At 72.7% G+C, this 19,611-nt stretch carries 13 protein-coding genes; 8 read left to right on the top strand and 5 right to left on the bottom strand.

The window, feature by feature from the left end:
• Window positions 1-18: 18 nt before the first annotated feature.
• Window positions 19-1,020, top strand: coding sequence for a TIGR03842 family LLM class F420-dependent oxidoreductase (locus tag HCJ93_RS24095; RefSeq protein ID WP_167997894.1), 1,002 nt, complete (start codon window positions 19-21; stop codon window positions 1,018-1,020).
• 114 nt (window positions 1,021-1,134) lie between these two features.
• The gene (locus tag HCJ93_RS24090) at window positions 1,135-2,679 is read left to right on the top strand and encodes an NCS1 family nucleobase:cation symporter-1 (protein ID WP_167997893.1); all 1,545 of its coding nucleotides are present in this window, start codon (window positions 1,135-1,137) and stop codon (window positions 2,677-2,679) included.
• A gap of 109 nt (window positions 2,680-2,788) precedes the next feature.
• Here HCJ93_RS24090 and HCJ93_RS24085 read toward each other — a convergent pair whose 3' ends face one another.
• Together HCJ93_RS24085 and HCJ93_RS24080 are read right to left on the bottom strand one after the other, a co-directional pair.
• Complete coding sequence (locus HCJ93_RS24085; protein WP_167997892.1) at window positions 2,789-3,625, bottom strand: CAP domain-containing protein; 837 nt, start codon at window positions 3,623-3,625, stop codon at window positions 2,789-2,791.
• Window positions 3,626-3,984: 359 nt separating this feature from the next.
• Window positions 3,985-4,653 carry a hypothetical protein gene (locus HCJ93_RS24080; protein ID WP_167997891.1) on the bottom strand — a complete coding sequence of 223 codons (669 nt, stop codon included), beginning with the start codon at window positions 4,651-4,653 and terminating at the stop codon, window positions 3,985-3,987.
• Window positions 4,654-4,893: 240 nt separating this feature from the next.
• Between HCJ93_RS24080 and HCJ93_RS24075 the strand changes: the two genes are divergently transcribed.
• The 3 genes from HCJ93_RS24075 to HCJ93_RS24065 all read left to right on the top strand — a co-directional run bounded on the left by HCJ93_RS24075 (window position 4,894) and on the right by HCJ93_RS24065 (window position 7,948).
• Window positions 4,894-5,739, top strand: a complete 846-nt coding sequence (locus HCJ93_RS24075) for an inositol monophosphatase family protein (protein WP_167997890.1) — start codon at window positions 4,894-4,896, stop codon at window positions 5,737-5,739.
• A 232-nt stretch (window positions 5,740-5,971) separates the two neighbouring features.
• Window positions 5,972-7,381 carry a phytoene desaturase family protein gene (locus HCJ93_RS24070; RefSeq protein WP_167997889.1) on the top strand — a complete coding sequence of 470 codons (1,410 nt, stop codon included), beginning with the start codon at window positions 5,972-5,974 and terminating at the stop codon, window positions 7,379-7,381.
• 48 nt (window positions 7,382-7,429) lie between these two features.
• Window positions 7,430-7,948, top strand: a complete 519-nt coding sequence (locus HCJ93_RS24065) for an O-acetyl-ADP-ribose deacetylase (RefSeq protein ID WP_167997888.1) — start codon at window positions 7,430-7,432, stop codon at window positions 7,946-7,948.
• A gap of 85 nt (window positions 7,949-8,033) precedes the next feature.
• On the opposite strand, the gene meaB is transcribed toward HCJ93_RS24065, so the two are convergent.
• The 3 genes from meaB to HCJ93_RS24050 are packed head-to-tail and all read right to left on the bottom strand — an operon-like array spanning window position 8,034 to window position 12,990.
• Window positions 8,034-9,011, bottom strand: a complete 978-nt coding sequence (meaB, locus tag HCJ93_RS24060) for a methylmalonyl Co-A mutase-associated GTPase MeaB (protein WP_167997887.1) — start codon at window positions 9,009-9,011, stop codon at window positions 8,034-8,036.
• A complete protein-coding gene (gene scpA / locus HCJ93_RS24055) occupies window positions 9,008-11,182 on the bottom strand; it encodes a methylmalonyl-CoA mutase (RefSeq protein WP_167997886.1) in 2,175 nt (724 codons plus the stop codon). Before scpA ends, meaB begins: the two co-directional genes overlap by 4 nt.
• On the bottom strand, window positions 11,182-12,990 hold the full coding sequence (locus tag HCJ93_RS24050; protein ID WP_167997885.1) for a methylmalonyl-CoA mutase subunit beta: 1,809 nt from the start codon (window positions 12,988-12,990) through the stop codon (window positions 11,182-11,184). Before HCJ93_RS24050 ends, scpA begins: the two co-directional genes overlap by 1 nt.
• Window positions 12,991-13,136: 146 nt before the next feature.
• On the opposite strand from HCJ93_RS24050, the gene HCJ93_RS24045 reads away from it, so the two are divergent.
• The 3 genes from HCJ93_RS24045 (at window position 13,137) to HCJ93_RS24035 (ending at window position 19,608) form a co-directional block, all read left to right on the top strand.
• Window positions 13,137-13,835, top strand: a complete 699-nt coding sequence (locus HCJ93_RS24045; protein WP_167997884.1) for a (2Fe-2S)-binding protein — start codon at window positions 13,137-13,139, stop codon at window positions 13,833-13,835.
• Between the two features lie 250 nt (window positions 13,836-14,085).
• Window positions 14,086-17,997, top strand: a complete 3,912-nt coding sequence (locus tag HCJ93_RS24040; protein ID WP_167997883.1) for a glycoside hydrolase family 2 TIM barrel-domain containing protein — start codon at window positions 14,086-14,088, stop codon at window positions 17,995-17,997.
• A gap of 117 nt (window positions 17,998-18,114) precedes the next feature.
• Window positions 18,115-19,608, top strand: a complete 1,494-nt coding sequence (locus tag HCJ93_RS24035) for an AlkA N-terminal domain-containing protein (RefSeq protein WP_167997915.1) — start codon at window positions 18,115-18,117, stop codon at window positions 19,606-19,608.
• Window positions 19,609-19,611 lie beyond the last annotated feature (3 nt).

Below are 19,611 nucleotides of genomic sequence, written 5' to 3'. Positions count from 1 at the left end.
CACGCAAGGAGTCGTGCCATGGACTTCGGACTCGTCCTGCAGACCGACCCGCCCGCCTCGCGGGTCATCAGCCTGATGAAGCGCGCCGAACGCAGCGGTTTCACCTACGGCTGGACCTTCGACTCCGCCGTGCTGTGGCAGGAGCCGTTCGTCATCTACAGCCAGATCCTCGCCAACACCACGAAACTCACGGTCGGCCCGATGGTCACCAACCCGGGCACCCGCACCTGGGAGGTCACCGCCTCCACCTTCGCCACCCTCAACGACATGTTCGGCAACCGCACCGTGTGCGGCATCGGCCGCGGCGACTCCGCCATGCGCGTCGCCGGACGCAGACCCAACACCCTGGCCCGCCTGGGCGAGGCCATCGGCGTCATCCGCGACCTCGCCGAGGGCCGGGAGGCCGAGGTCGACGGCAAGCCGCTGCGCATCCCCTGGGTGCGCGACGGAAAGCTCCCGGTGTGGATGGCGGCGTACGGGCCGAAGGCGCTGGCGCTCGCCGGGCAGAAGGCCGACGGGTTCATCCTGCAGCTCGCCGACCCCTACCTCACCGAGTGGATGGTCAAGGCGGTGCGCGACGCCGCCGCCGAGGCGGGCCGGGACCCCGGCTCCGTCACCATCTGCGTGGCCGCCCCCGCCTACGTCGGCGACGACCTGGCCCATGCCCGCGAGCAGTGCCGCTGGTTCGGCGGCATGGTCGGCAACCACGTCGCCGACCTGGTGGCCCGCTACGGCGAGCACTCCGACATGGTGCCCGAGGCGCTGACCGAGTACATCAAGGGCCGCCAGGACTACGACTACAGCCACCACGGCCGGGCCGGCAATCCGTCCACGGACTTCGTGCCGGACGAGATCGTCGACCGGTTCTGCCTGCTCGGCCCCGCCGAGGCGCACATCGAGAAGCTGCAGGCGCTGCGCGAGCTGGGCGTCGACCAGTTCGCCGTCTACGACATGCACGACGCACAGGAGCAGACGATCGACGCGTACGGCGCGGAGATCATCCCCGCGCTCAAGGGCTGACCCGCCCGCGCACCCGCCCCCCCCACGCACCCGCCGGCCCTCGGATCGAGCACGACCCTTGCAGGAATCCGTCCCCTCGTTCACCACCGGTCCTCCCCGCCGAAGGGAACGTCCATGACAGCGACCGTCCCGCCCACGCCCTCCGACCCCTCCATAACCGACCCTGCGGGACGCGTCGAGCTTCCGCCCGGCGCCGTCCCCGCCGACAGCCGCTTCGTCAACGACGACCTGCTGCCCGTCCCGCTGGCCCGGCGCCGCTGGACGACGTACAACTTCTGCGCGCTGTGGGTGGGGATGGCGCACAACATCCCCTCCTGGCTGCTGGCCTCCGGCCTGGTGGCGCTCGGCATGGACTGGAAGCAGGCGGTGTTCACCATCGCGCTCGCCAATGTCATCGTGCTGGCGCCGATGCTGCTGACCGGCCACGCCGGACCCAAGTACGGCATCCCGTTCCCGGTGATGGCCCGCGCCTCCTTCGGGCTGCGCGGTGCCAACCTGCCGGCGATGATCCGGGCCGGGGTGGCCTGCGCCTGGTTCGGCATCCAGACCTGGATCGGCGGCCAGGGCATCTTCGTGCTGCTCGGCAAGATCTTCGGCGGCTGGGCCGAGGCCTCCGAGGTGGCCGGCCAGCCGTGGACGCTCTGGGTGTGCTTCGTGCTGTTCTGGGCGCTCGAACTGGCCATCATCTACCGGGGGATGGAGGCGCTGCGCCGGTTCGAGAACTGGGCGGCGCCGTTCGTCATCGTCGGCGCGTTCGTGCTGCTGGCGTGGATCGCGACCAAGGCGGGCGGGCTCGGTCCGCTGCTCGACCAGCCCTCGCAACTGGGCTGGGGGGCGGACTTCTGGCCGGTGTTCTTCCCCTCCCTCATGGGCATGATCGCCTTCTGGTCCACGCTGAGCCTGAACATCCCCGACTTCACCCGCTTCGGGGCGGGTCAGCGGGCCCAGGTGTGGGGCCAGACCCTCGGACTGCCCACCACCATGACCCTGTTCGCGCTGCTCTCGGTGTTCGTCACCTCCGGCTCGCAGGCGGTGTACGGGGTCGCGATGTGGGACCCGGTGGCGCTCGCCGGCAAGACCGACAACGTCTTCGGGCTGCTCTTCGCCCTGGTGACCGTGCTCGTCGCGACGATCTCGGTGAACATCGCGGCCAACGTCGTCTCCCCGGCGTACGACCTGGCCAACCTGGCGCCGCGGTTCATCACCTTCCGCACCGGTGCGCTGATCACCGGCGTGGTCGGCGTGGTGATCATGCCGTGGAAGCTCACCGAGACGCCCGAGCTGTACATCTTCACCTGGCTCGGCCTGGTCGGCGGCCTGCTCGGCAGCGTCGCCGGCATCCTCATCGGCGACTACTGGATCGTCCGCCGCACCGCGCTGGACCTGCCCGGCCTGTACACCCCGGGCAGCCGCTACTGGTACACCTCCGGCTGGAACCTGCGGGCCGTGCTCGCCTTCCTGGTCGGCGGGGTGCTCGCGGTGGGCGGCTCCCACTCGGCGCCGGGCAAGGGACCCTTCCCCGAGGACGGCCTGATCCCGTTCCTGAAACCGCTCGCGGACTACGGCTGGGCCGTGGGCCTCGCGGCCTCGCTGGTGCTGTACGTGGCGCTGATGGCGGGCCGCAGCGCCTCCGACCGGGCTGCGGCCCGCCTCCGGTGACCGGCAGGTGCCCCTCTCCGGTGATCGGCAGGTGGCCCCTCCGGTGAGCGGCAGGTGCCCCCTCCGGTGAGCGGCACGTGCCCTCTCCGGCGGGGGACCGGTACCTGGGCTAGCGGGCGGTGCCGAAGTCCTGGGTCCAGTAGGTGCCGGAGAGTCCGACGCCGATCTCCTCGAAGGCGCAGTTGAGGATGTTCTCCCGGTGGCCGGGACTGTTCATCCAGCCCTGCATCACCTGCTCCGGAGTGGAGTAGCCGTAGGCGACGTTCTCGCCGTAGGTGCTCCAGCTGTAGCCGGCGCGGGTGATGCGCTGGTCGGGGGTGGAGCCGTCGGAGCCGGTGTGCGACATGTTCCCGTTCGCCGCCATGTCCGCGCTGTGGTCCTGGGCGGCCTTGGTCAGCTTGGAGTTGACGGTCACCGCCGAGCAACCCGCCTTGGCGCGCTCGGCGTTGACCAGCTCCACGACCCGGGCGACGTCACCCGTGGCGGTGGCGGAGGGCTTGGCGGTGCCCGGCGAGGAGGGGGCCGTGGAGGCGGGAGGCTTCGGGGCGGAGGTGGTGGGCTCGGCGCTCGGCGTGCTCGCCGGCTCGGAGGCGCGGCCGGTCCGGGCGGTCTTCGCCTTCCTCTTCTTCGCCTCGCGGGCCTTGTCGGACGTGTCGTCGTCCTTCTTCTTGTGCGTCTTCCTGTGCTTCTTCGACGGACTCGCGTCGGGCGTGGTGCGCGCCGAGGGGTCGTTGCCCGGGCGGCTGCTCCACTCGCGGTACCAGTTCGCGCCGTCCCACCGGTCCTCGGAGGCGACCGTGGTGGCGGCGGTGCGGTCCTGCCGCCCCCGATCGTCGCCGGGCCAGTCGGTACAGGCCATGGCGACGGACGGTATGCCTATGACGCTCGCGGCGATCGCGGCGACGGCCGGCCGCCGGTAGCGCTGCTCGTGGCGATGCTTTGCCATGCGTGACCTCACCCTTGATGTCCGGAGGGTGGCCATTCTTGGGAGGTCCCGGCGCACAGGGCAACGGGCGCATTTACTAGCCCGCCTCGTAGGCCGACGCGCCCCTTGCGGCGAGCGGCCGGGCGTGCCAAGCGGCCCGGGAGGAGGCGCCGGAGGGGCTGTCGTCACGTCAAGAGGCTTGCATGTGCGAAGAGACGGCGGGACCCGCGGGCGGAGGCGGCCGTCTCTCGTGCCGCTCGCCCCCACCCCAGGGGCAAGACGGACAAGTCGACTATGTCGTTGCGGCGGCCTCTACTAACGGACCCGCATAGATCGGGAGGAGCGTGTGACGGATGTCACGGAACCGCGGATTCCGTATGTCAGTCCCGGGTCTTCTCCAGGGTCGCCATCGCCGCCTTGGCGGCCTTGATGGCCCCCTTGTTGATCTCGTCCGAACCGGGCGCCTTCTTGGACTCGAAGTCGCTGCCGTTGTAGGTGACGATCACCAGCGCGTTGGCGGCGCGGGCCACCACCGTGCCCTCGCGGGTCTCCTGCTTGTCCTCGGTGGTGAGGTTGACGACGGAGTACGCCGCGTCACCCAGCCCCGGGACGGCCCCGCCGCCGCTCTTCTGCTGCAGCCGCCCCTCGTACGACCGCTTCGCCGCCTCGTCGGAGGCCATCACCTCGAAGGACACGTCCAGCCAGCGGTACTCGTACCCCTTGAGGGCGTTCCACGAGCAGGTGCGGCGCAGCTTGGCGTCGGTCGACGGTATCTCCTTGCCGGCCGTCTTGGCGTTCGGCACAAGGGACTTGATGGTGTCTTTGGGAATGCCGGTGCACGGGGCGGGCGCGGCGGTGTAGGTCTTCGCCTCCTGGGTCGCCGACGGCGCGGAGGCGGACTGCGTCTGCGTCTTCTTCTCGGTGGCCGGCTTCTCGGCGGCCTGCGGGGCGGCCAGCGGGCCGGAGGACAGCGCCCACCCTGCAGCGGCGAGTACGACCACCGGGGACAGGCGCGCGGTCAGGGCGATCGGCAGAGGAAAGGAACGCACGGCGCACTTCTCGTGGGTCGGGGCGGAGGGGGGTCCACACTGCGGACGGGACGCCAGTGTCACACGCTTCCCTGTGGGGCGGAAGGGCCCAACTCGCTGCGTGCTCGGGCGGTGACGGAGACGGGACGGTGCGTGCCCGCAGGCCCCCGCGCGGCCCGGTCCCGAACTTCGCGACCGGGTGCGCAGCGCCCGGTACCCGGGCGAGTGGGGCGCGGCGGGACGACGTGCTCTCATGGAGACATGATCGACGCCCACAACACCATCGACGAGTTCCTCTCCCGCCGCTCCGCCGATGTGGAGGAGGCCGTGCGGGAGGCGGCGGCGCAGGAGATCATGCCGCGCTGGCGCCGGCTCGCCGAGCACGAGGTGGACCACAAGAGCGGCCCGCACGACCTGGTCACCGACGCGGACCGCAAGGCGGAGCTGTATCTGACCAAGACGCTGCCCGCGCTGCTGCCCGGCTCGGTCGTGGTCGGCGAGGAGGCGGTGCACGCCGACCCCGCCTCGTACGAGGCGATACGCGGCGAGGCGCCGGTGTGGATCGTCGACCCGGTCGACGGCACCCGGCAGTTCGTGCGCGGCGAGCCCGGCTTCTGCACGCTCGTCGCACTCGCACACGGGGGAGTGGTGCACGCCTCCTGGACCTACGCACCCGCCCGCGGCCTGCTCGCCGCCGCCGTCCGCGGCCAGGGCGCCCGGCTCGACGGCGAGCCGCTGCACGCGGGCTCCCCGGAGCCCGGCAGCGAGCTGCGGGTGGCGGTCTCCCACCCCGACTACACCACGGACGAGCAGAAGCGGGCCCTGCTCGGCCTGTGGACCGAGGGCGTGGCCCCGCGCTCCTGCGGCTCGGCCGGCCTGGAGTATTTGGCGGTCGCCCGCGGCGAGTCCGACGCCACCGCCTTCAGCTGGGAGGCGGCCTGGGACCACGCGGCCGGGCTGCTGCTGGTCGAGGAGGCGGGAGGAACGCATCTGACCCGCGCGGGCGAGCCGTTCCGCATCACCGGCGGCAACACCCTGCCGTTCACCGCCGCCCGCGACGCCGCGACCGCCCGCCGGGTGGCCGGGCTGCTGTCCGACGGGGCCTGATGTCCCTGGCCACGGTGCTCGGGAGCCGTCCGGGGTGATCCGGGGTGATCTGCCATGCCCCGTCGGCCCGTTGCGGGGGCGCTCGCTCCGGCGGGGCGCCGCACGGCCCGGGCTCCGCGCGGCGCGGGCGGCGGACGATCACCTCGCGGCCCGAGACCGGCGCGAGGGCGGCCCGGCATATCCTGATCCCCCAGTGGCCACCGGCTGACAAAGGAGTCCGAAGGTGCCGTCGATGCTCGATGCGGTCGTCGTGGGTGCGGGGCCGAACGGACTGACCGCCGCCGTGGAGCTGGCCCGGCGCGGCTTCACCGTGGCGCTGTTCGAGGCCAGGGAGACCGTGGGCGGCGGGGCCCGCACCGAGGAGCTCACCCTGCCCGGCTTCCGCCACGACCCCTGCGCCGCGGCACACCCCCTCGGCATCAACTCCCCGGCCTTCCGCGCCCTGCCCCTGGAGCGCTACGGGCTCCAGTGGCTGCAGCCCGAGCTGCCCATGGCCCACCCCTTCCCGGACGGCTCCGCGGCCGTGCTGTCCCGGTCACCGGCCGAGACCGCCGCGTCCTTCGGCCCCCGGGACGCCGGCACCTACCGACGCCTGGTGCAGCCCTTCCTGCCCCGCTGGGACACCCTCGCCCGCGACTTCATGTCCCTGCCGCTGACCGCGCTGCCCCGCGATCCGGTCACCCTCGCCCGCTTCGGGCTCGCCGGGCTGCCGCCGTCCACCTGGCTGATGCGCCGCTTCCGCGACGAGAAGGCCAAGGCGCTCCTCGCCGGTCTCGTCGCCCACGTCATGGCACCCCTGAGCGGCTTCGCCACCAGCGCCATCGGCCTGGTCTTCGCCCTCGCCGCGCACGCCCGCGGCTGGCCCGTCGCCCGCGGCGGTTCCCAGGCCATCTCCGACGCGCTCGCCGCCCACCTGAAGGATCTCGGCGGCCAGATCCACACCGACTACGAGGTCAAACGCCTCGACGACCTGCCGCCGGCCCGCGCCTACGTCTTCGACACCTCGCCCACCGCCCTGGCCCGCATCGCCGGCCTCGGCGACCTGTACCACCGCTACCGGTACGGCCCGGGCGTCTTCAAGATCGACTACGCCCTGGACGGGCCGGTGCCGTGGACCGCGCCCGAGGCCCGCGTGGCCGGCACCGTGCAGATCGGCGCCAGCAGCCGGGAGATCGGCACCGCCCTGCGCGCCGCCTCCCGCGAGGGCCGCGCCCCCGACGCGCCATTCCTCATCACCGTGCAGCCCGGCGTCGTCGACCCCACCAGGGCGCCCGAGGGCAAGCAGGTCTTCTGGGCCTACGGACACGTCCCCAACGGCTGGACCGGAGACCTCACCGACGCCATCGAACGCCAGCTGGAGCGCTTCGCCCCCGGCTTCCGCGACCGCGTCCTGGCCCGCGCCACCGCGGGACCGCCCGAGCTGGCCGCGCGCAACGCCAACTACGTCGGCGGCGACATCGCCACCGGCGCGGTCACCGGCCTGCAGGCCCTGCTGCGGCCCCGGCTGTCCCTCTTCCCGTACGCCACCCCGCACCCGGCCGTCTACATCTGCTCCTCGGCCACCCCGCCGGGACCCGGTGTGCACGGCATGTCGGGGCACAACGCGGCCAAGGCCGTCTGGCGGCGCCTGCGCCAGACCTGACCGGCGCGTTCCCGCGACCGCGCGGCCCGGCTCCCTACGATGACGGGCATGACCACGATCACCCTCGTCCAGGGCGACATCACCCGGCAGAGCGCGGACGCCATCGTCAACGCGGCGAACTCCTCCCTGCTCGGCGGGGGAGGCGTCGACGGCGCCATCCACCGGCGTGGCGGACCGGCGATCCTCGAGGAGTGCCGCCGGCTGCGTGCCTCGAAGTACGGCAAGGGCCTGCCCACCGGCCAGGCGGTCGCCACCACCGCCGGTGATCTCGACGCCCGCTGGGTCATCCACACCGTCGGCCCCGTCCACAGCACCACCGAGGACCGCTCGGCCCTGCTCGCCTCCTGCTACCGCGAGTCCCTGCGCGTCGCCGACGAACTGGGCGCCAGGACGGTCGCGTTCCCCGCCATCTCCACCGGCGTCTACCGCTGGCCGATGGACGACGCGGCCCGCATCGCCGTGGAGACGGTCCGCGCCACGGACACGGCCGTGGAGGAGGTCAGGTTCGTCCTGTTCGACGAGCGGGCGTACCACGCGTTCGCCGCCCAGCTGGAGGACGGCTCCTGAGCCGCCCGGCGGTCCGTGAACCGGCGGCCCGGTGCACCATGTGTTCTCAGCGGCCCGCGGGGGCGGGCCCGGTGAGCTGACGTCCTCAGCGGTCCGTGAACGCCTCGAGGATCCGTTCCGCCGCCAGCGTCGCCGTCAGCTCGCCGTTCCTGACCCGCTCTTCGAGCTCGGGGGCGAGGGCGCGGACCGCGGGGTCGGCGTGCAGGCGGCCGAGGAGTTCGTCGTGGACCATCGACCAGGTCCAGTCGACCTGCTGGTCACGTCGCTTGGCGGCGAGCCGCCCGGTCGAGTCGAGCAGCGCCCGGTGCTGCTCCAGGCGCTCCCACACGGTGTCCAGTCCGGTGGACTCGCGGGCGCTGCAGCTGAGCACCGGCGGGGTCCAGGCGGCGTCCCTGCCGTGCATCAGGCGCAGCGCGCCCGCCAGTTCCCGGGCCGCCGCGCGGGCGTCGCGCTCGTGCGGGCCGTCCGCCTTGTTCACCGCGATGACATCGGCCAGCTCCAGCACACCCTTCTTGATGCCCTGCAGCTGGTCGCCGGTGCGGGCCAGGGTCAGCAGCAGGAAGGAGTCGACCATGTTGGCCACGGCCGTCTCCGACTGGCCCACCCCGACCGTCTCCACCAGCACCACGTCGTAGCCGGCCGCCTCCATCACCACGATGGACTCGCGGGTGGCCTTGGCGACCCCGCCGAGCGTGCCGGCCGACGGGGACGGCCGCACGAACGCCGCCGGATCCACGGCGAGGCGTTCCATCCGGGTCTTGTCGCCGAGGATGGAGCCGCCCGTGCGGCCCGAGGACGGGTCCACGGCGAGCACCGCCACCCGGTGCCCGAGGCCGGTGAGCATGGTGCCGAACGCGTCGATGAAGGTCGACTTGCCCACGCCCGGCACCCCGCTGACGCCGATCCGCCGCGCCCGTCCGGCGTGCGGCAGCAGCTCGGTCAGCAACTCCTGCGCCAGCGCCCGGTGCTGAGGACGGGTGGACTCGACGAGCGTGATGGCGCGGGCGACGAGCGCCCGCTTGCCGTCGAGCACACCCTTCACATAGGCGTCGACGTCGATCACAGGCCGAGCCCCAGCTCGTCGGCGAGCCGCTGCACCAGGTCGTACGCCGCGTCGGGAATCACCGTCCCCGGCGGGAACACGGCCGCCGCGCCCATCTCGAGCAGCGTCGGCACGTCCTGCGGCGGGATCACGCCGCCGACGACGATCATGATGTCCTCGCGGCCCTCCTCGGCCAGCTGCTCCTTCAGCGCCGGCACCAGCGTCAGATGCCCGGCCGCCAGCGAGGAGACGCCCACGATGTGCACGTCCGCCTCGACCGCCTGACGGGCCACCTCGGCCGGCGTCTGGAACAGCGGGCCGACGTCCACGTCGAAGCCGAGGTCGGCGAAGGCGGAGGCGATCACCTTCTGGCCGCGGTCGTGGCCGTCCTGGCCCATCTTGGCGACCAGGATGCGCGGACGGCGGCCCTCCGCCTCCGCGAAGGCGTCGACCAGGGCGCGGGTGCGGTCCACCGAGGGGGACTCGCCTGCTTCGTTGCGGTACACGCCGGAGATCGTACGGATCTGGCTCGCGTGCCGCCCGAACACCTTCTCCAGGGCGTCGGAGATCTCACCGACGGTGGCCTTGGCGCGGGCCGCGTTCACCGCCAGCTCCAGCAGGTTGCCGTCCCCGCCGGCCGCCCGGGTCAGCGCGTCCAGGGCGTCCCGGCAGGCGGTCTCGTCCCGCTCCTCGCGCAGCCGCCTCAGCTTGGCGATCTGCTGGGCGCGCACGGCGGAGTTGTCCACCTTCAGCACCTCGATCGCCTCGTCGCTGTCCACCCGGTACTTGTTGACACCGATCACCGGCTGGCGTCCGGAGTCGATACGGGCCTGGGTGCGGGCCGCGGCCTCCTCGATGCGCAGCTTGGGGATGCCCGCGTCGATCGCCTTGGCCATGCCGCCCGCTGCCTCGACCTCCTGGATGTGCTGCCAGGCCCGCCGGGCGAGGTCGTACGTCAGCCTCTCCACGTACGCGCTGCCGCCCCACGGGTCGATCACCCGGGTGGTGCCGGACTCCTGCTGCAGCAGCAGCTGGGTGTTGCGGGCGATCCGCGCGGAGAAGTCGGTCGGCAGGGCGAGCGCCTCGTCGAGGGCGTTGGTGTGCAGCGACTGGGTGTGGCCCTGGGTGGCCGCCATCGCCTCGATGCAGGTGCGGGTGACGTTGTTGAAGACGTCCTGTGCGGTCAGCGACCAGCCGGAGGTCTGCGAATGGGTGCGCAGCGACAGCGACTTGGGGTTCTTCGGGCCGAACTGCTTCACCAGCTTCGCCCACAGCAGGCGCGCCGCCCGCAGCTTGGCGATCTCCATGAAGAAGTTCATGCCGATCGCCCAGAAGAACGAGAGCCGCGGCGCGAACGCGTCCACGTCCAGGCCCGCGTCCCGGCCCGCCCGGATGTACTCCACCCCGTCCGCGAGGGTGTACGCCAGCTCCAGGTCGGCCGTCGCACCGGCCTCCTGGATGTGGTAGCCGGAGATGGAGATGGAGTTGTAGCGGGGCATCCGCTGCGAGGTGTACGCGAAGATGTCGGAGATGATCCGCATCGACGGCTTCGGCGGATAGATGTAGGTGTTGCGGACCATGAACTCCTTGAGGATGTCGTTCTGAATGGTCCCCGCCAGCTTCTCCGGCGGCACACCCTGCTCCTCCGCGGCGACGATGTACAGCGCCAGCACCGGCAGCACGGCACCGTTCATCGTCATCGACACGGTCATCCTGTCCAGCGGGATCCCGTCGAACAGCTGACGCATGTCGTAGATGGAGTCGATCGCCACGCCCGCCATGCCGACGTCACCGGTCACCCGCGGGTGGTCGCTGTCGTAGCCGCGGTGCGTGGGCAGGTCGAAGGCGACCGACAGGCCCTTCTGGCCGGCGGCGAGATTGCGCCGGTAGAAGGCGTTGGACTCCTCGGCGGTGGAGAAGCCCGCGTACTGGCGGATCGTCCACGGCTGGTTGACGTACATGGTGGGGTACGGGCCGCGCAGGTAGGGCGCGATGCCCGGGTACGTCCCCAGGAAGTCCAGGCCCTCCAGGTCCTGCCCCGTGTACAGCGGCTTGACCGGGATGCCCTCGGGGGTCTCCCACAGCAGGTCGTCACCGCCGGCCGCACGCTTGACGGCCGCACGCCATTCGTCGGCGCCGCCGTCCGGGGCCGGCGTCCCCAGATCGATCCCGGAGAAGTCGGGGATTCCCATCAGGACACTCCCATGCGGTCGAGGGCGGCGGACAGGACGGCGACCGCGTCACAGCCCGCGAAGACATAGGCGTCGACACCGGCGTACGAGGAGGGCCGGCCCGCGAGGAACACATGCGAGGCGCCCTGCGCCTTCAGCTCGGCGGCGGCCTGCTCCGCCTGCTCCTCGTACAGCGCGTCGCTGGAGCACAGGCAGGCCTCGCTCGCGCCGCTCTCCGCGAAGGTCCCCTCGGTGACCGGCTCGATGCCGCCCGCCTGGAACAGGTTGGAGGCGAAGGTCAGACGCGCGGTGTGCGCGGCGGCCGGGCCGAGCGCCGCCAGGTAGATCCTGGGGCGCGACCCGGTGGCCGCCAGATGCGCGTCGGAGCGGGCCCGCAGCGCCTCGAACGCCTCGTCGCGGCGCACCACCGGAAGGCCGCCGGACGGCGGCTGGGGCGCGGGCTCGCGCACCACCGGCTTCTCGGCGAGCAGCGGGAACTCGCTGACCCCGGTGACCGGTTCGCGGCGACCCGCCAGATTGGCGGCGCGCACCGACCAGGTCTCGGCCAGCCGCCGCTCCACCATGCCGGACCGCAGCGCGGCGGCCTGTCCGCCGGCCCGCTCGATCTCCTGGAAGAACTCCCAGCTCGCACGGGCGAGTTCATCGGTGAGCCGCTCCACGTACCAGGAGCCGCCCGCCGGGTCGATGACCCGGGTCAGGTGCGACTCCTCGACCAGGATGGTCGCCGTGTTGCGGGCGATGCGCCGGGCGAAGGCGTCCGGCAGGCCCAGGGCGTGGTCGAAGGGCAGCACGGTCACCGAGGCGGCGCCGCCGACCCCTGCGGCCAGCGTGGCGATCGTGGTGCGCAGCATGTTCACCCACGGGTCGCGGCGCGTCATCATCACCGGCGAGGTCACCGCGTGCTGGACCTGCGCCCCGGCCGCCGGTGCTCCCGACACCTCGGCCACCCTGGCCCAAAGACGCCGGGCGGCGCGCAGCTTGGCGATGGTCAGGAACTGGTCCGCGGTCGCCGCGTAACGGAACTCCAGCTGCCCCAGCGCCTGCTCGACCGAAAGACCGGCCTCGGTGAGCTGCCGCAGACAGGCCACACCGGTCGCCAGCGAGCAGCCCAGCTCCTGCGCCGCCGAGCCCCCGGCCTCGTGGTAGGGCAGCGCGTCCACGGTCAGCGCCCGCAGCCCCGGGTACTCCTCGGCGCACAGCCGCGCCAGCGCGGTCACGGGGGCGGTGTCGTACGCCTGCCCGGTGCGGGCCTCGTACCCGAGCGGATCGGCGCCCAGGTTGCCGCGCGCCGCCTCCTTGGCGACGCCCCGCTCCTCGTACAGCCGCAGCAGCTCCCTGGCGGCGGCCTCGGTCTCCCGGCCCGCGTCGAGGACGACCGGGGCCAGGTCCAGGTAGACGCCGTCCAGGACCCGGGCGAGCGAGGACACCGGCATGCCGCCCTCACCGGCGGTCAGCCACAGCGAGGTGACACCGTTCTCCAGGTCCGCCAGCACCGCCGCGTTGTCGGCCGTCGTATGCCGCTGGCGCACGTCCCAGCCGGCCACGGTGTTCCCCTCGGCGCGACTTCCGCGTACAAAGGGAGCGAACCCGGGCAGACCCGGCTCGGGAGCGGCGTCGCGCGGCGTGTACAGGGGACGGGTCCGCAACCCGTCCTCCAGCGCGGTGGTCAGGGCTTCCTCGGCCGCGTCCCCCTCGACGTCCTTGCCCGCCTTGCGCAGGACACCCGCCACGAGGCGCTGCCACTGCTCGTGGGCTACGTCGGGGAATTCGGCGGCCAGTTCGAGCCCGTCGTCAGGCAGGACCGTCATGCTCGGATGGTAGGCCAGCAGAACAAAGGACCTGCAGGGGAAACGGCTGTGACCTTGACCTCTTCGCGCCTGTGAGCTGCCTCTCCGGCACTGTTTCCGCCCCCCTCCTCCGGCCGGTCCCTCCGGCCGGGCGGGACGATGGCTTCATGGAGACCACCGCCCCCTGGCATCGCATCCCGGACCTCGGACCCTACTTCGCCGTCACCTACGGCGAGCATCCGGATCCGGACGGCTTCCGGCCGCTGACCCTGCTCCACGGCGATGCGGACGTGCTCGGCGCGCGGGTGGGGGAGGTGGCCCGGCGGACGGGAACCGGCCAGATCCGGGTGGCGGCCTCCACCTTCCAGCTGGGCCTGGCCGCCCGGCTCTGGTCGGTCGCCCTCGCCGCCGCCGCGTTCACCGGGACCGTGCCCGACCTCGACCCGGCGCGGCTGCGGTGGCGCACGCCGCCGACCGGTCCCGTCGATCTGTGGCTGCCCGCGCCCCGCGCACTGCCGTCCCGGCCCGCCGCCCTCCTCGACACCGTGGTCCTGCGCAATCTGGAGCCGCTGAACGCCGCCGTCCGGCGGCTGTGCGGGCTGTCGCCCCACGTCCTGCGCGGCAACTCCGCCTCGGCGCTGGTCGGCGCGCTGCGCGTACTGCTCGGCCACGCCCCGCCGCGACCGGTCACGGGCCTCGTCCGCACCCTGCTCGACCGCGAACCGCTCGCCGGCACCGGAACCCTCACCGTGACCGCCGACGGGAGCCCCTCCTTCCGCCGCCGCAGCTGCTGCCTCTACTACCGCCTGCCCGGCGGTGGCCTGTGCGGGGACTGCGTGCTCGCGGGGACGCGGCGCACCGCCTGACATCCGTCAGCCGACGGAACGTCAGAACGCGTGCGGCAGCGGGCGCTTGACGCCGCATCGGGAAACCGTCACCCGGGAACCATCAAGAGCGAACAGATCTGGACGGGGCGATTGCTTCGATCCTGTTCGAGTCCTAGGGTGACCCTGGCTCAGTGGTTACTCCGTCACCACCAGGTGTGATCCGCGCCCGCAGCAACGCGTTTCGCCCTCAGTCCGCGCAGCTCTCTGTCGTACCGAGGAAGGCCACGCCATGCCGCACCTGCCCGTCACGCCCGTCAGCCGGCGCCGGCTGCTGGAGTCCGGTGCCGCCGCCCTCGGCGCCCTCACCCTCGCCACCGCGCTCCCCGGCACCGCGCGGGCCGCCCAGCGGCGTCCGTCGGCCGCCCCCGACCCGGCCGGCGCCCCCGAATGGAACGGCCGCATCTCCGTCTTCCGGGTGGGCACCGAACCCCCGCACACCACCCTGATGCCGTACGCGGACCTCGAGCAGGCCCTGGCGGCCGACCGCACCCGCTCGCCCTACCGGCTGAGCCTCGACGGACACTGGAAGTTCGCCCACACCGAGCGGCCCGACGACCGGGACCCCGACTTCCACCGCACCGATCTCGACGACAGCGACTGGGACACCATCCCCGTCCCCTCCTGCTGGCAGCTGCACGGCTACGACCGCCCGGTCTACGTCAACATCGACTACCCCTGGTGGGGCCCCAACGGCCGGGGGGAGGACGCCCAGCCGCCCGCCGCACCGACCCGCTACAACCCCGTCGGCCAGTACCGGCGCACCTTCACCGTGCCCCGCGGCTGGTCGGGGCGGCGCACCTTCCTGCACTTCGAGGGCGTCAAGTCCGCCCACTACGTGTGGATCAACGGCGAACTCGTCGGCTACAGCGAGGACTCCTACACCCCCGCCGAGTACGACATCACCGAGCAGCTCAAGCCGGGCACCAACCAGATCGCCGTGGAGGTATACCGCTACTCCGACGGCGACTGGCTCGAGGACCAGGACATGATCCGGCTGAGCGGCATCTTCCGCTCGGTCTACCTGTACTCCGCCCCGGCCGTGCAGCTGCGCGACTTCAAGCTGGACCCCGTGCTCGGCGACGACTACCGCTCGGCCGAGCTCCGGGTGACGGCACAGGTGCGGGCCTGCACGCAGGCGGCCCGCCGGACGGGGGAGCACACCGTCGAGGTGCAGCTCTACGACGCCCGGGGCCACGCCGTGTGGTCCCACCCGCTGCGCCGGACCGCCGACGTCACCTCCGCGCCCGCCGGGCAGGACGTCACCGTCGAGGCCGCCCGGGCCGTGCCCGGACCGCGGCTCTGGTCCGCCGAGGACCCCTACCTCTACACCGCCGTCCTCCAGCTCCGCGACCCTTCGGGCAAGGTCGTCGAGACCCTCTCGCACCGCGTCGGCCTGCGGGAGTTCGCGCTCAAGGACGGCCTGATGCGCATCAACGGCAAGCCGGTCTCCTTCCGGGGCGTGAACCGCCACGAGATGCACCCGGAGCGCGGCATGTCCCTCACCCGCGAGGACATGGTGAAGGACATCCGCATCATCAAACGGCTCAACATCAACTCCGTGCGCACCTCGCACTACCCGGACAACCCGCTCTGGCTGGAACTCGCCGACGAGTACGGGCTCTACCTCGTCGACGAGACCAACCTCGAGACCCACGGCATCCGCGGCGAGTACCCCGGCGACCACCCCGACTGGACCGCGGCCTGCGTGGCCCGCGCGCAGAACATGGTCCACCGCGACAAGAACCACGCCTGCGTGGTCATCTGGTCCCTCGGCAACGAGGCCGGCGGCGGCAGCACCTTCACCGCGATGCACGACTGGATCCGCTCCTACGACCCCACCCGCGTCATCCAGTACGAGGGCGACGACCGCCCCGGCATCAGCGACATCCGCTCCAAGATGTACGAGAGCCCCTCCCGCGTCGAGGCCAGGGCCGAGGACCCGGCGGACACCCGGCCCTACGTGATGATCGAGTACGCGCACGGAATGGGCAACTCCAACGGCAACCTCACGAAGTACTGGGACGTGGTGCGCCGTCACGACGTCCTCCAGGGCGGCTGGATCTGGGACTTCGCCGACCAGGCCCTGCGCCACCCGGCCCCCGAGCGCATTCTGTTCACCGAGTCCGGCCCCGCCTCACTGCACGGCGAGATCGTCAACCCCAGCGGTTCCTTCAGCCGGGACGAGGGCCTGTCCGGCGGCACCGTCTTCGCCCGCGACGAGCGCCTGGACCTCACCGGATCACTGACGCTGGAGGCGTGGGTCACCCCGGAGTTCACCGGCTACCACCAGCCGGTGATCGCCAAGGGCGACACCCAGTACGCGCTCAAACAGACCGACCGGCGGCTCGAGTTCTTCATCCACGCCGACGGCCAGTGGATCAGCGCCGCCTGGGACCTCCCGGACGGCTGGACCGGCCGCGAGCACCACATCGCGGGCGTCTACGACGCCGACGCCGGCACCCTCACCCTGCACGTCGACGGCACCGTACGGGCCACCCGCACCACCACCCGCCGCCCGGACCCCGACACCGCACCGCTCTCCCTCGCCACCGACGTCGACAACCCCACCCGCGAGTTCAGCGGCACCATCCGCCGGGCCCGCGTCTACGCCCGCGCCCTGACCGCCGCCGAACTCGCCTCCGACGCCCGCCGCCCCGGCGACGAGGGCGTCCGCTTCTGGTTCGACGCGGCCGACGTCCGCGTCACCCGCGAGCGGCCGAAGGACCGCACCTTCCTCGCCTACGGCGGTGACTGGGGCGACAACCCCAACGACGGCGCCTTCGCCGGCGACGGCATCATCACCGCCGACCGCCGCCACACCGGCAAGGCCGCCGAGGTCAAACGCGTCTACCAGGCGGCCCACGCCCGCCCGGCCGACGGCGACACCCTCACCTCGGGCCGGCTGACCCTCACCAACGAGTACCTCTTCACCAACCTGCGCGCCTTCGACGGCCACTGGACCCTCGTCGCCGACGGCAGAGCCGTCCAGCGCGGGCGGCTGACCCGCGAGCAGCTGAACGTGCCGCCGCGGTCCAGCAAGGACATCACCCTGCCCGTCCGGCTGCCGCGCAGCCCGGCACCCGGCACCGAGTACTTCCTGAAACTGTCCTTCACCACCAGGGAACGCACCCCTTGGGCCGACCCGGGCTTCGAGATCGCCGCACAGCAGCTCCCGCTCGACGCCGGCGCCCCGCCCGTGACCCCCGTACCGCTGGACCGCGTCCCGGCACTCCGCCACGACGAGGACGAGCGCCGGATCACCGTCACCGGCGAGGACTTCTCCCTCACCGTCGACAAACGCAGCGGCACCATCACCTCCTACCGGGCCCACGGCGTCCGCCTGATCACCTCCGGCCCGGTGCCCAACTTCTGGCGCGCCCCCACCGACAACGACCGCGGCAACGGCCACCACACCCGCAACCAGACCTGGCGCGACGCCGGAACCCGGCGCAAGGTCACCGGGGTCGAGGTGCGCACCCTGCGCGACCGGGCCGTACGGATCACCGTCACCGGCACCCTCCCCACCACCACCGCATCGGCCTACGGCACCACCTACACCGTCTTCGGCAACGGCGAGATCAAGGTCGGCAACACCCTGCACCCCGGCTCCGCCGCCCTCCCCTACATCCCCGAGGTCGGCACCCTGCTCCTCCTGCCACGCGGCCTGGACCAGCTGCACTACTACGGCCGCGGCCCCGAGGAGAACCACTGGGACCGCGCCGACGGCACCGACGTCGGACTCCACTCCGGTACCGTCGCCGACCAGTGGACCCCCTATCTGCGCCCCCAGGAGAACGGCAACCGGACCGATGTGCGCTGGGCCGCCCTCACCGGGCGCGACGGCACCGGCCTGCTCGTCTCCGGCGAACCACTCGTGGAGATCAACGCCTCCCACTTCACCCCTGAGGACCTGTCCTGCGGCGTGCGCCACGACTACCAGCTCACCCCGCGGGACGCGGTCGTCCTACGGGTGAACCACCGGCAGATGGGTGTCGGCGGCGACAACAGCTGGGGCGCTCACACCCACGACGAGTACAAACTCCTCCCCGACCGCGACTACCGGTACACCTACCGGCTGCGCCCCCTGACCGACGTACGCCACGCGACCGGACTCTCCCGCCGGCCCACCGCGGAGGACTGACACCCGCTTCGCCTCGCGAACGGCGAACCACGACCCCGCAGCCCACACCACCACCATGTCGGATTCCCGCCAGCACTGGCGGCCCGTGTCGCCGATGCTGGAACCATGCACCAGGGGATGCACACCGACACCGAGCGCTGCGTACGCGCCGTCCGGTCGAAGGACGCGCGCTTCGACGGCTGGTTCTTCACCGCCGTCCTGACCACCGGCGTCTACTGCCGGCCCAGCTGCCCGGTGGTGCCGCCCAAGCCGCGCAACATGGTCTTCTACCCGAGCGCGGCAGCCTGCCAGGAGGCCGGATTCCGGGCCTGCAAACGCTGCCGCCCCGACACCAGCCCCGGCTCACCGGAATGGAACCGGCGCGCCGACCTGGTGGCCCGCGCCATGCGACTGATCGCCGACGGAGTCGTGGACCGCGAGGGCGTTCCCGGCCTCGCCGCCCGCCTCGGCTACAGCGCCCGGCAGATCGAACGCCAGCTGCGGGCCGAGCTGGGCGCGGGCCCCCTCGCCCTGGCCCGGGCCCAGCGTGCCCGGACCGCACGCCTGCTCATCGAGACCACCGATCTGCCCATGGCGCGGATCGCCTTCGCCGCGGGCTTCTCCTCCATCCGCACCTTCAACGACACCGTCCGCCAGGTCTATGCACTCACCCCGAGCGAACTGCGCACCCGCACCTCGCCGCCGGCCCCCCGGACCTCACCCGCCGGCCGCAACGGCCCCGTCCCCGGCGCCCTGACCCTCCGCCTGCCGTTCCGCGCCCCGCTCACCCCCGACAACCTCTTCGGCCACCTCGCCGCCACCGCCGTGCCCGGAGTGGAGGAGTGGCGCGACGGCGCCTACCGGCGCACCCTCCGCCTGCCCCACGCCCACGGCATCGTCGCCCTCGCCCCGCGCCCCGGCCACATCGCCTGCCGCCTCACCCTCGGCGACCTGCGCGACCTCCCCGTCGCGATCAGCCGCTGCCGCCGCCTGCTCGACCTGGACGCCGACCCCGTCGCGATCGACGACCGGCTCCGCACCGACCCGGCCCTGGCACCCCTGGTCGACAAGGCGCCCGGCCGACGCGTCCCCCGCACCGTCGACGCCGCGGAGTTCGCCGTACGGGCCGTCCTCGGCCAGCAGGTGTCGACCGCCGCCGCCCGCACCCACGCCGCCCGCCTGGTCACCGCGCACGGCGAACCCGTCGACGACCCCGAGGGCGGCCTCACCCACCTGTTCCCCTCCCCGGAACACCTGGCCGGACTGGACCCGGACGCCCTCGCCCTGCCCCGCACCCGGCGCACCACCCTGCTCACCCTCGTCCGCCGACTCGCCGACGGCACCCTCCACCTGGGCGAGGAGAGCGACTGGCCCGAGACCCGCACCCGCCTCCTCGCCCTCCCCGGCTTCGGCCCCTGGACCGCCGACGTCATCGCCATGCGAGCCCTCGGCGACCCCGACGCCTTCCTCCCCACCGACCTGGGCGTCCGCCGTGCCGCCCGGCACCTCGGCCTCCCCTCGACCCCGGCCGCCCTCACCGCCCACGCCGAGCCCTGGCGTCCCTGGCGCGCCTATGCCGTCCAGTACCTCTGGTCCACCGACGACCACCCCATCAACTCCATCCCGGCATGACGA

Origin of the sequence: Streptomyces composti (assembly GCF_012034205.1) — a bacterium.
GTDB lineage: Bacteria > Actinomycetota > Actinomycetes > Streptomycetales > Streptomycetaceae > Streptomyces > Streptomyces composti.
Note: the sequence above shows the minus strand (reverse complement) of the source record. Positions and strands in the feature narration are given on the sequence as shown.

Coding starts and splice junctions, on each gene's coding strand:
- HCJ93_RS24095 (WP_167997894.1), top strand. CDS start 19: ATGGACTTCGGACTCGTCCTGCAGACCGACCCGCCCGCCTCGCGGGTC.
- HCJ93_RS24090 (WP_167997893.1), top strand. CDS start 1,135: ATGACAGCGACCGTCCCGCCCACGCCCTCCGACCCCTCCATAACCGAC.
- HCJ93_RS24085 (WP_167997892.1), bottom strand. CDS start 3,625: ATGGCAAAGCATCGCCACGAGCAGCGCTACCGGCGGCCGGCCGTCGCC.
- HCJ93_RS24075 (WP_167997890.1), top strand. CDS start 4,894: ATGATCGACGCCCACAACACCATCGACGAGTTCCTCTCCCGCCGCTCC.
- HCJ93_RS24070 (WP_167997889.1), top strand. CDS start 5,972: ATGCTCGATGCGGTCGTCGTGGGTGCGGGGCCGAACGGACTGACCGCC.
- HCJ93_RS24065 (WP_167997888.1), top strand. CDS start 7,430: ATGACCACGATCACCCTCGTCCAGGGCGACATCACCCGGCAGAGCGCG.
- scpA (WP_167997886.1), bottom strand. CDS start 11,182: ATGGGAATCCCCGACTTCTCCGGGATCGATCTGGGGACGCCGGCCCCG.
- HCJ93_RS24050 (WP_167997885.1), bottom strand. CDS start 12,990: ATGACGGTCCTGCCTGACGACGGGCTCGAACTGGCCGCCGAATTCCCC.
- HCJ93_RS24045 (WP_167997884.1), top strand. CDS start 13,137: ATGGAGACCACCGCCCCCTGGCATCGCATCCCGGACCTCGGACCCTAC.
- HCJ93_RS24040 (WP_167997883.1), top strand. CDS start 14,086: ATGCCGCACCTGCCCGTCACGCCCGTCAGCCGGCGCCGGCTGCTGGAG.
- HCJ93_RS24035 (WP_167997915.1), top strand. CDS start 18,115: ATGCACACCGACACCGAGCGCTGCGTACGCGCCGTCCGGTCGAAGGAC.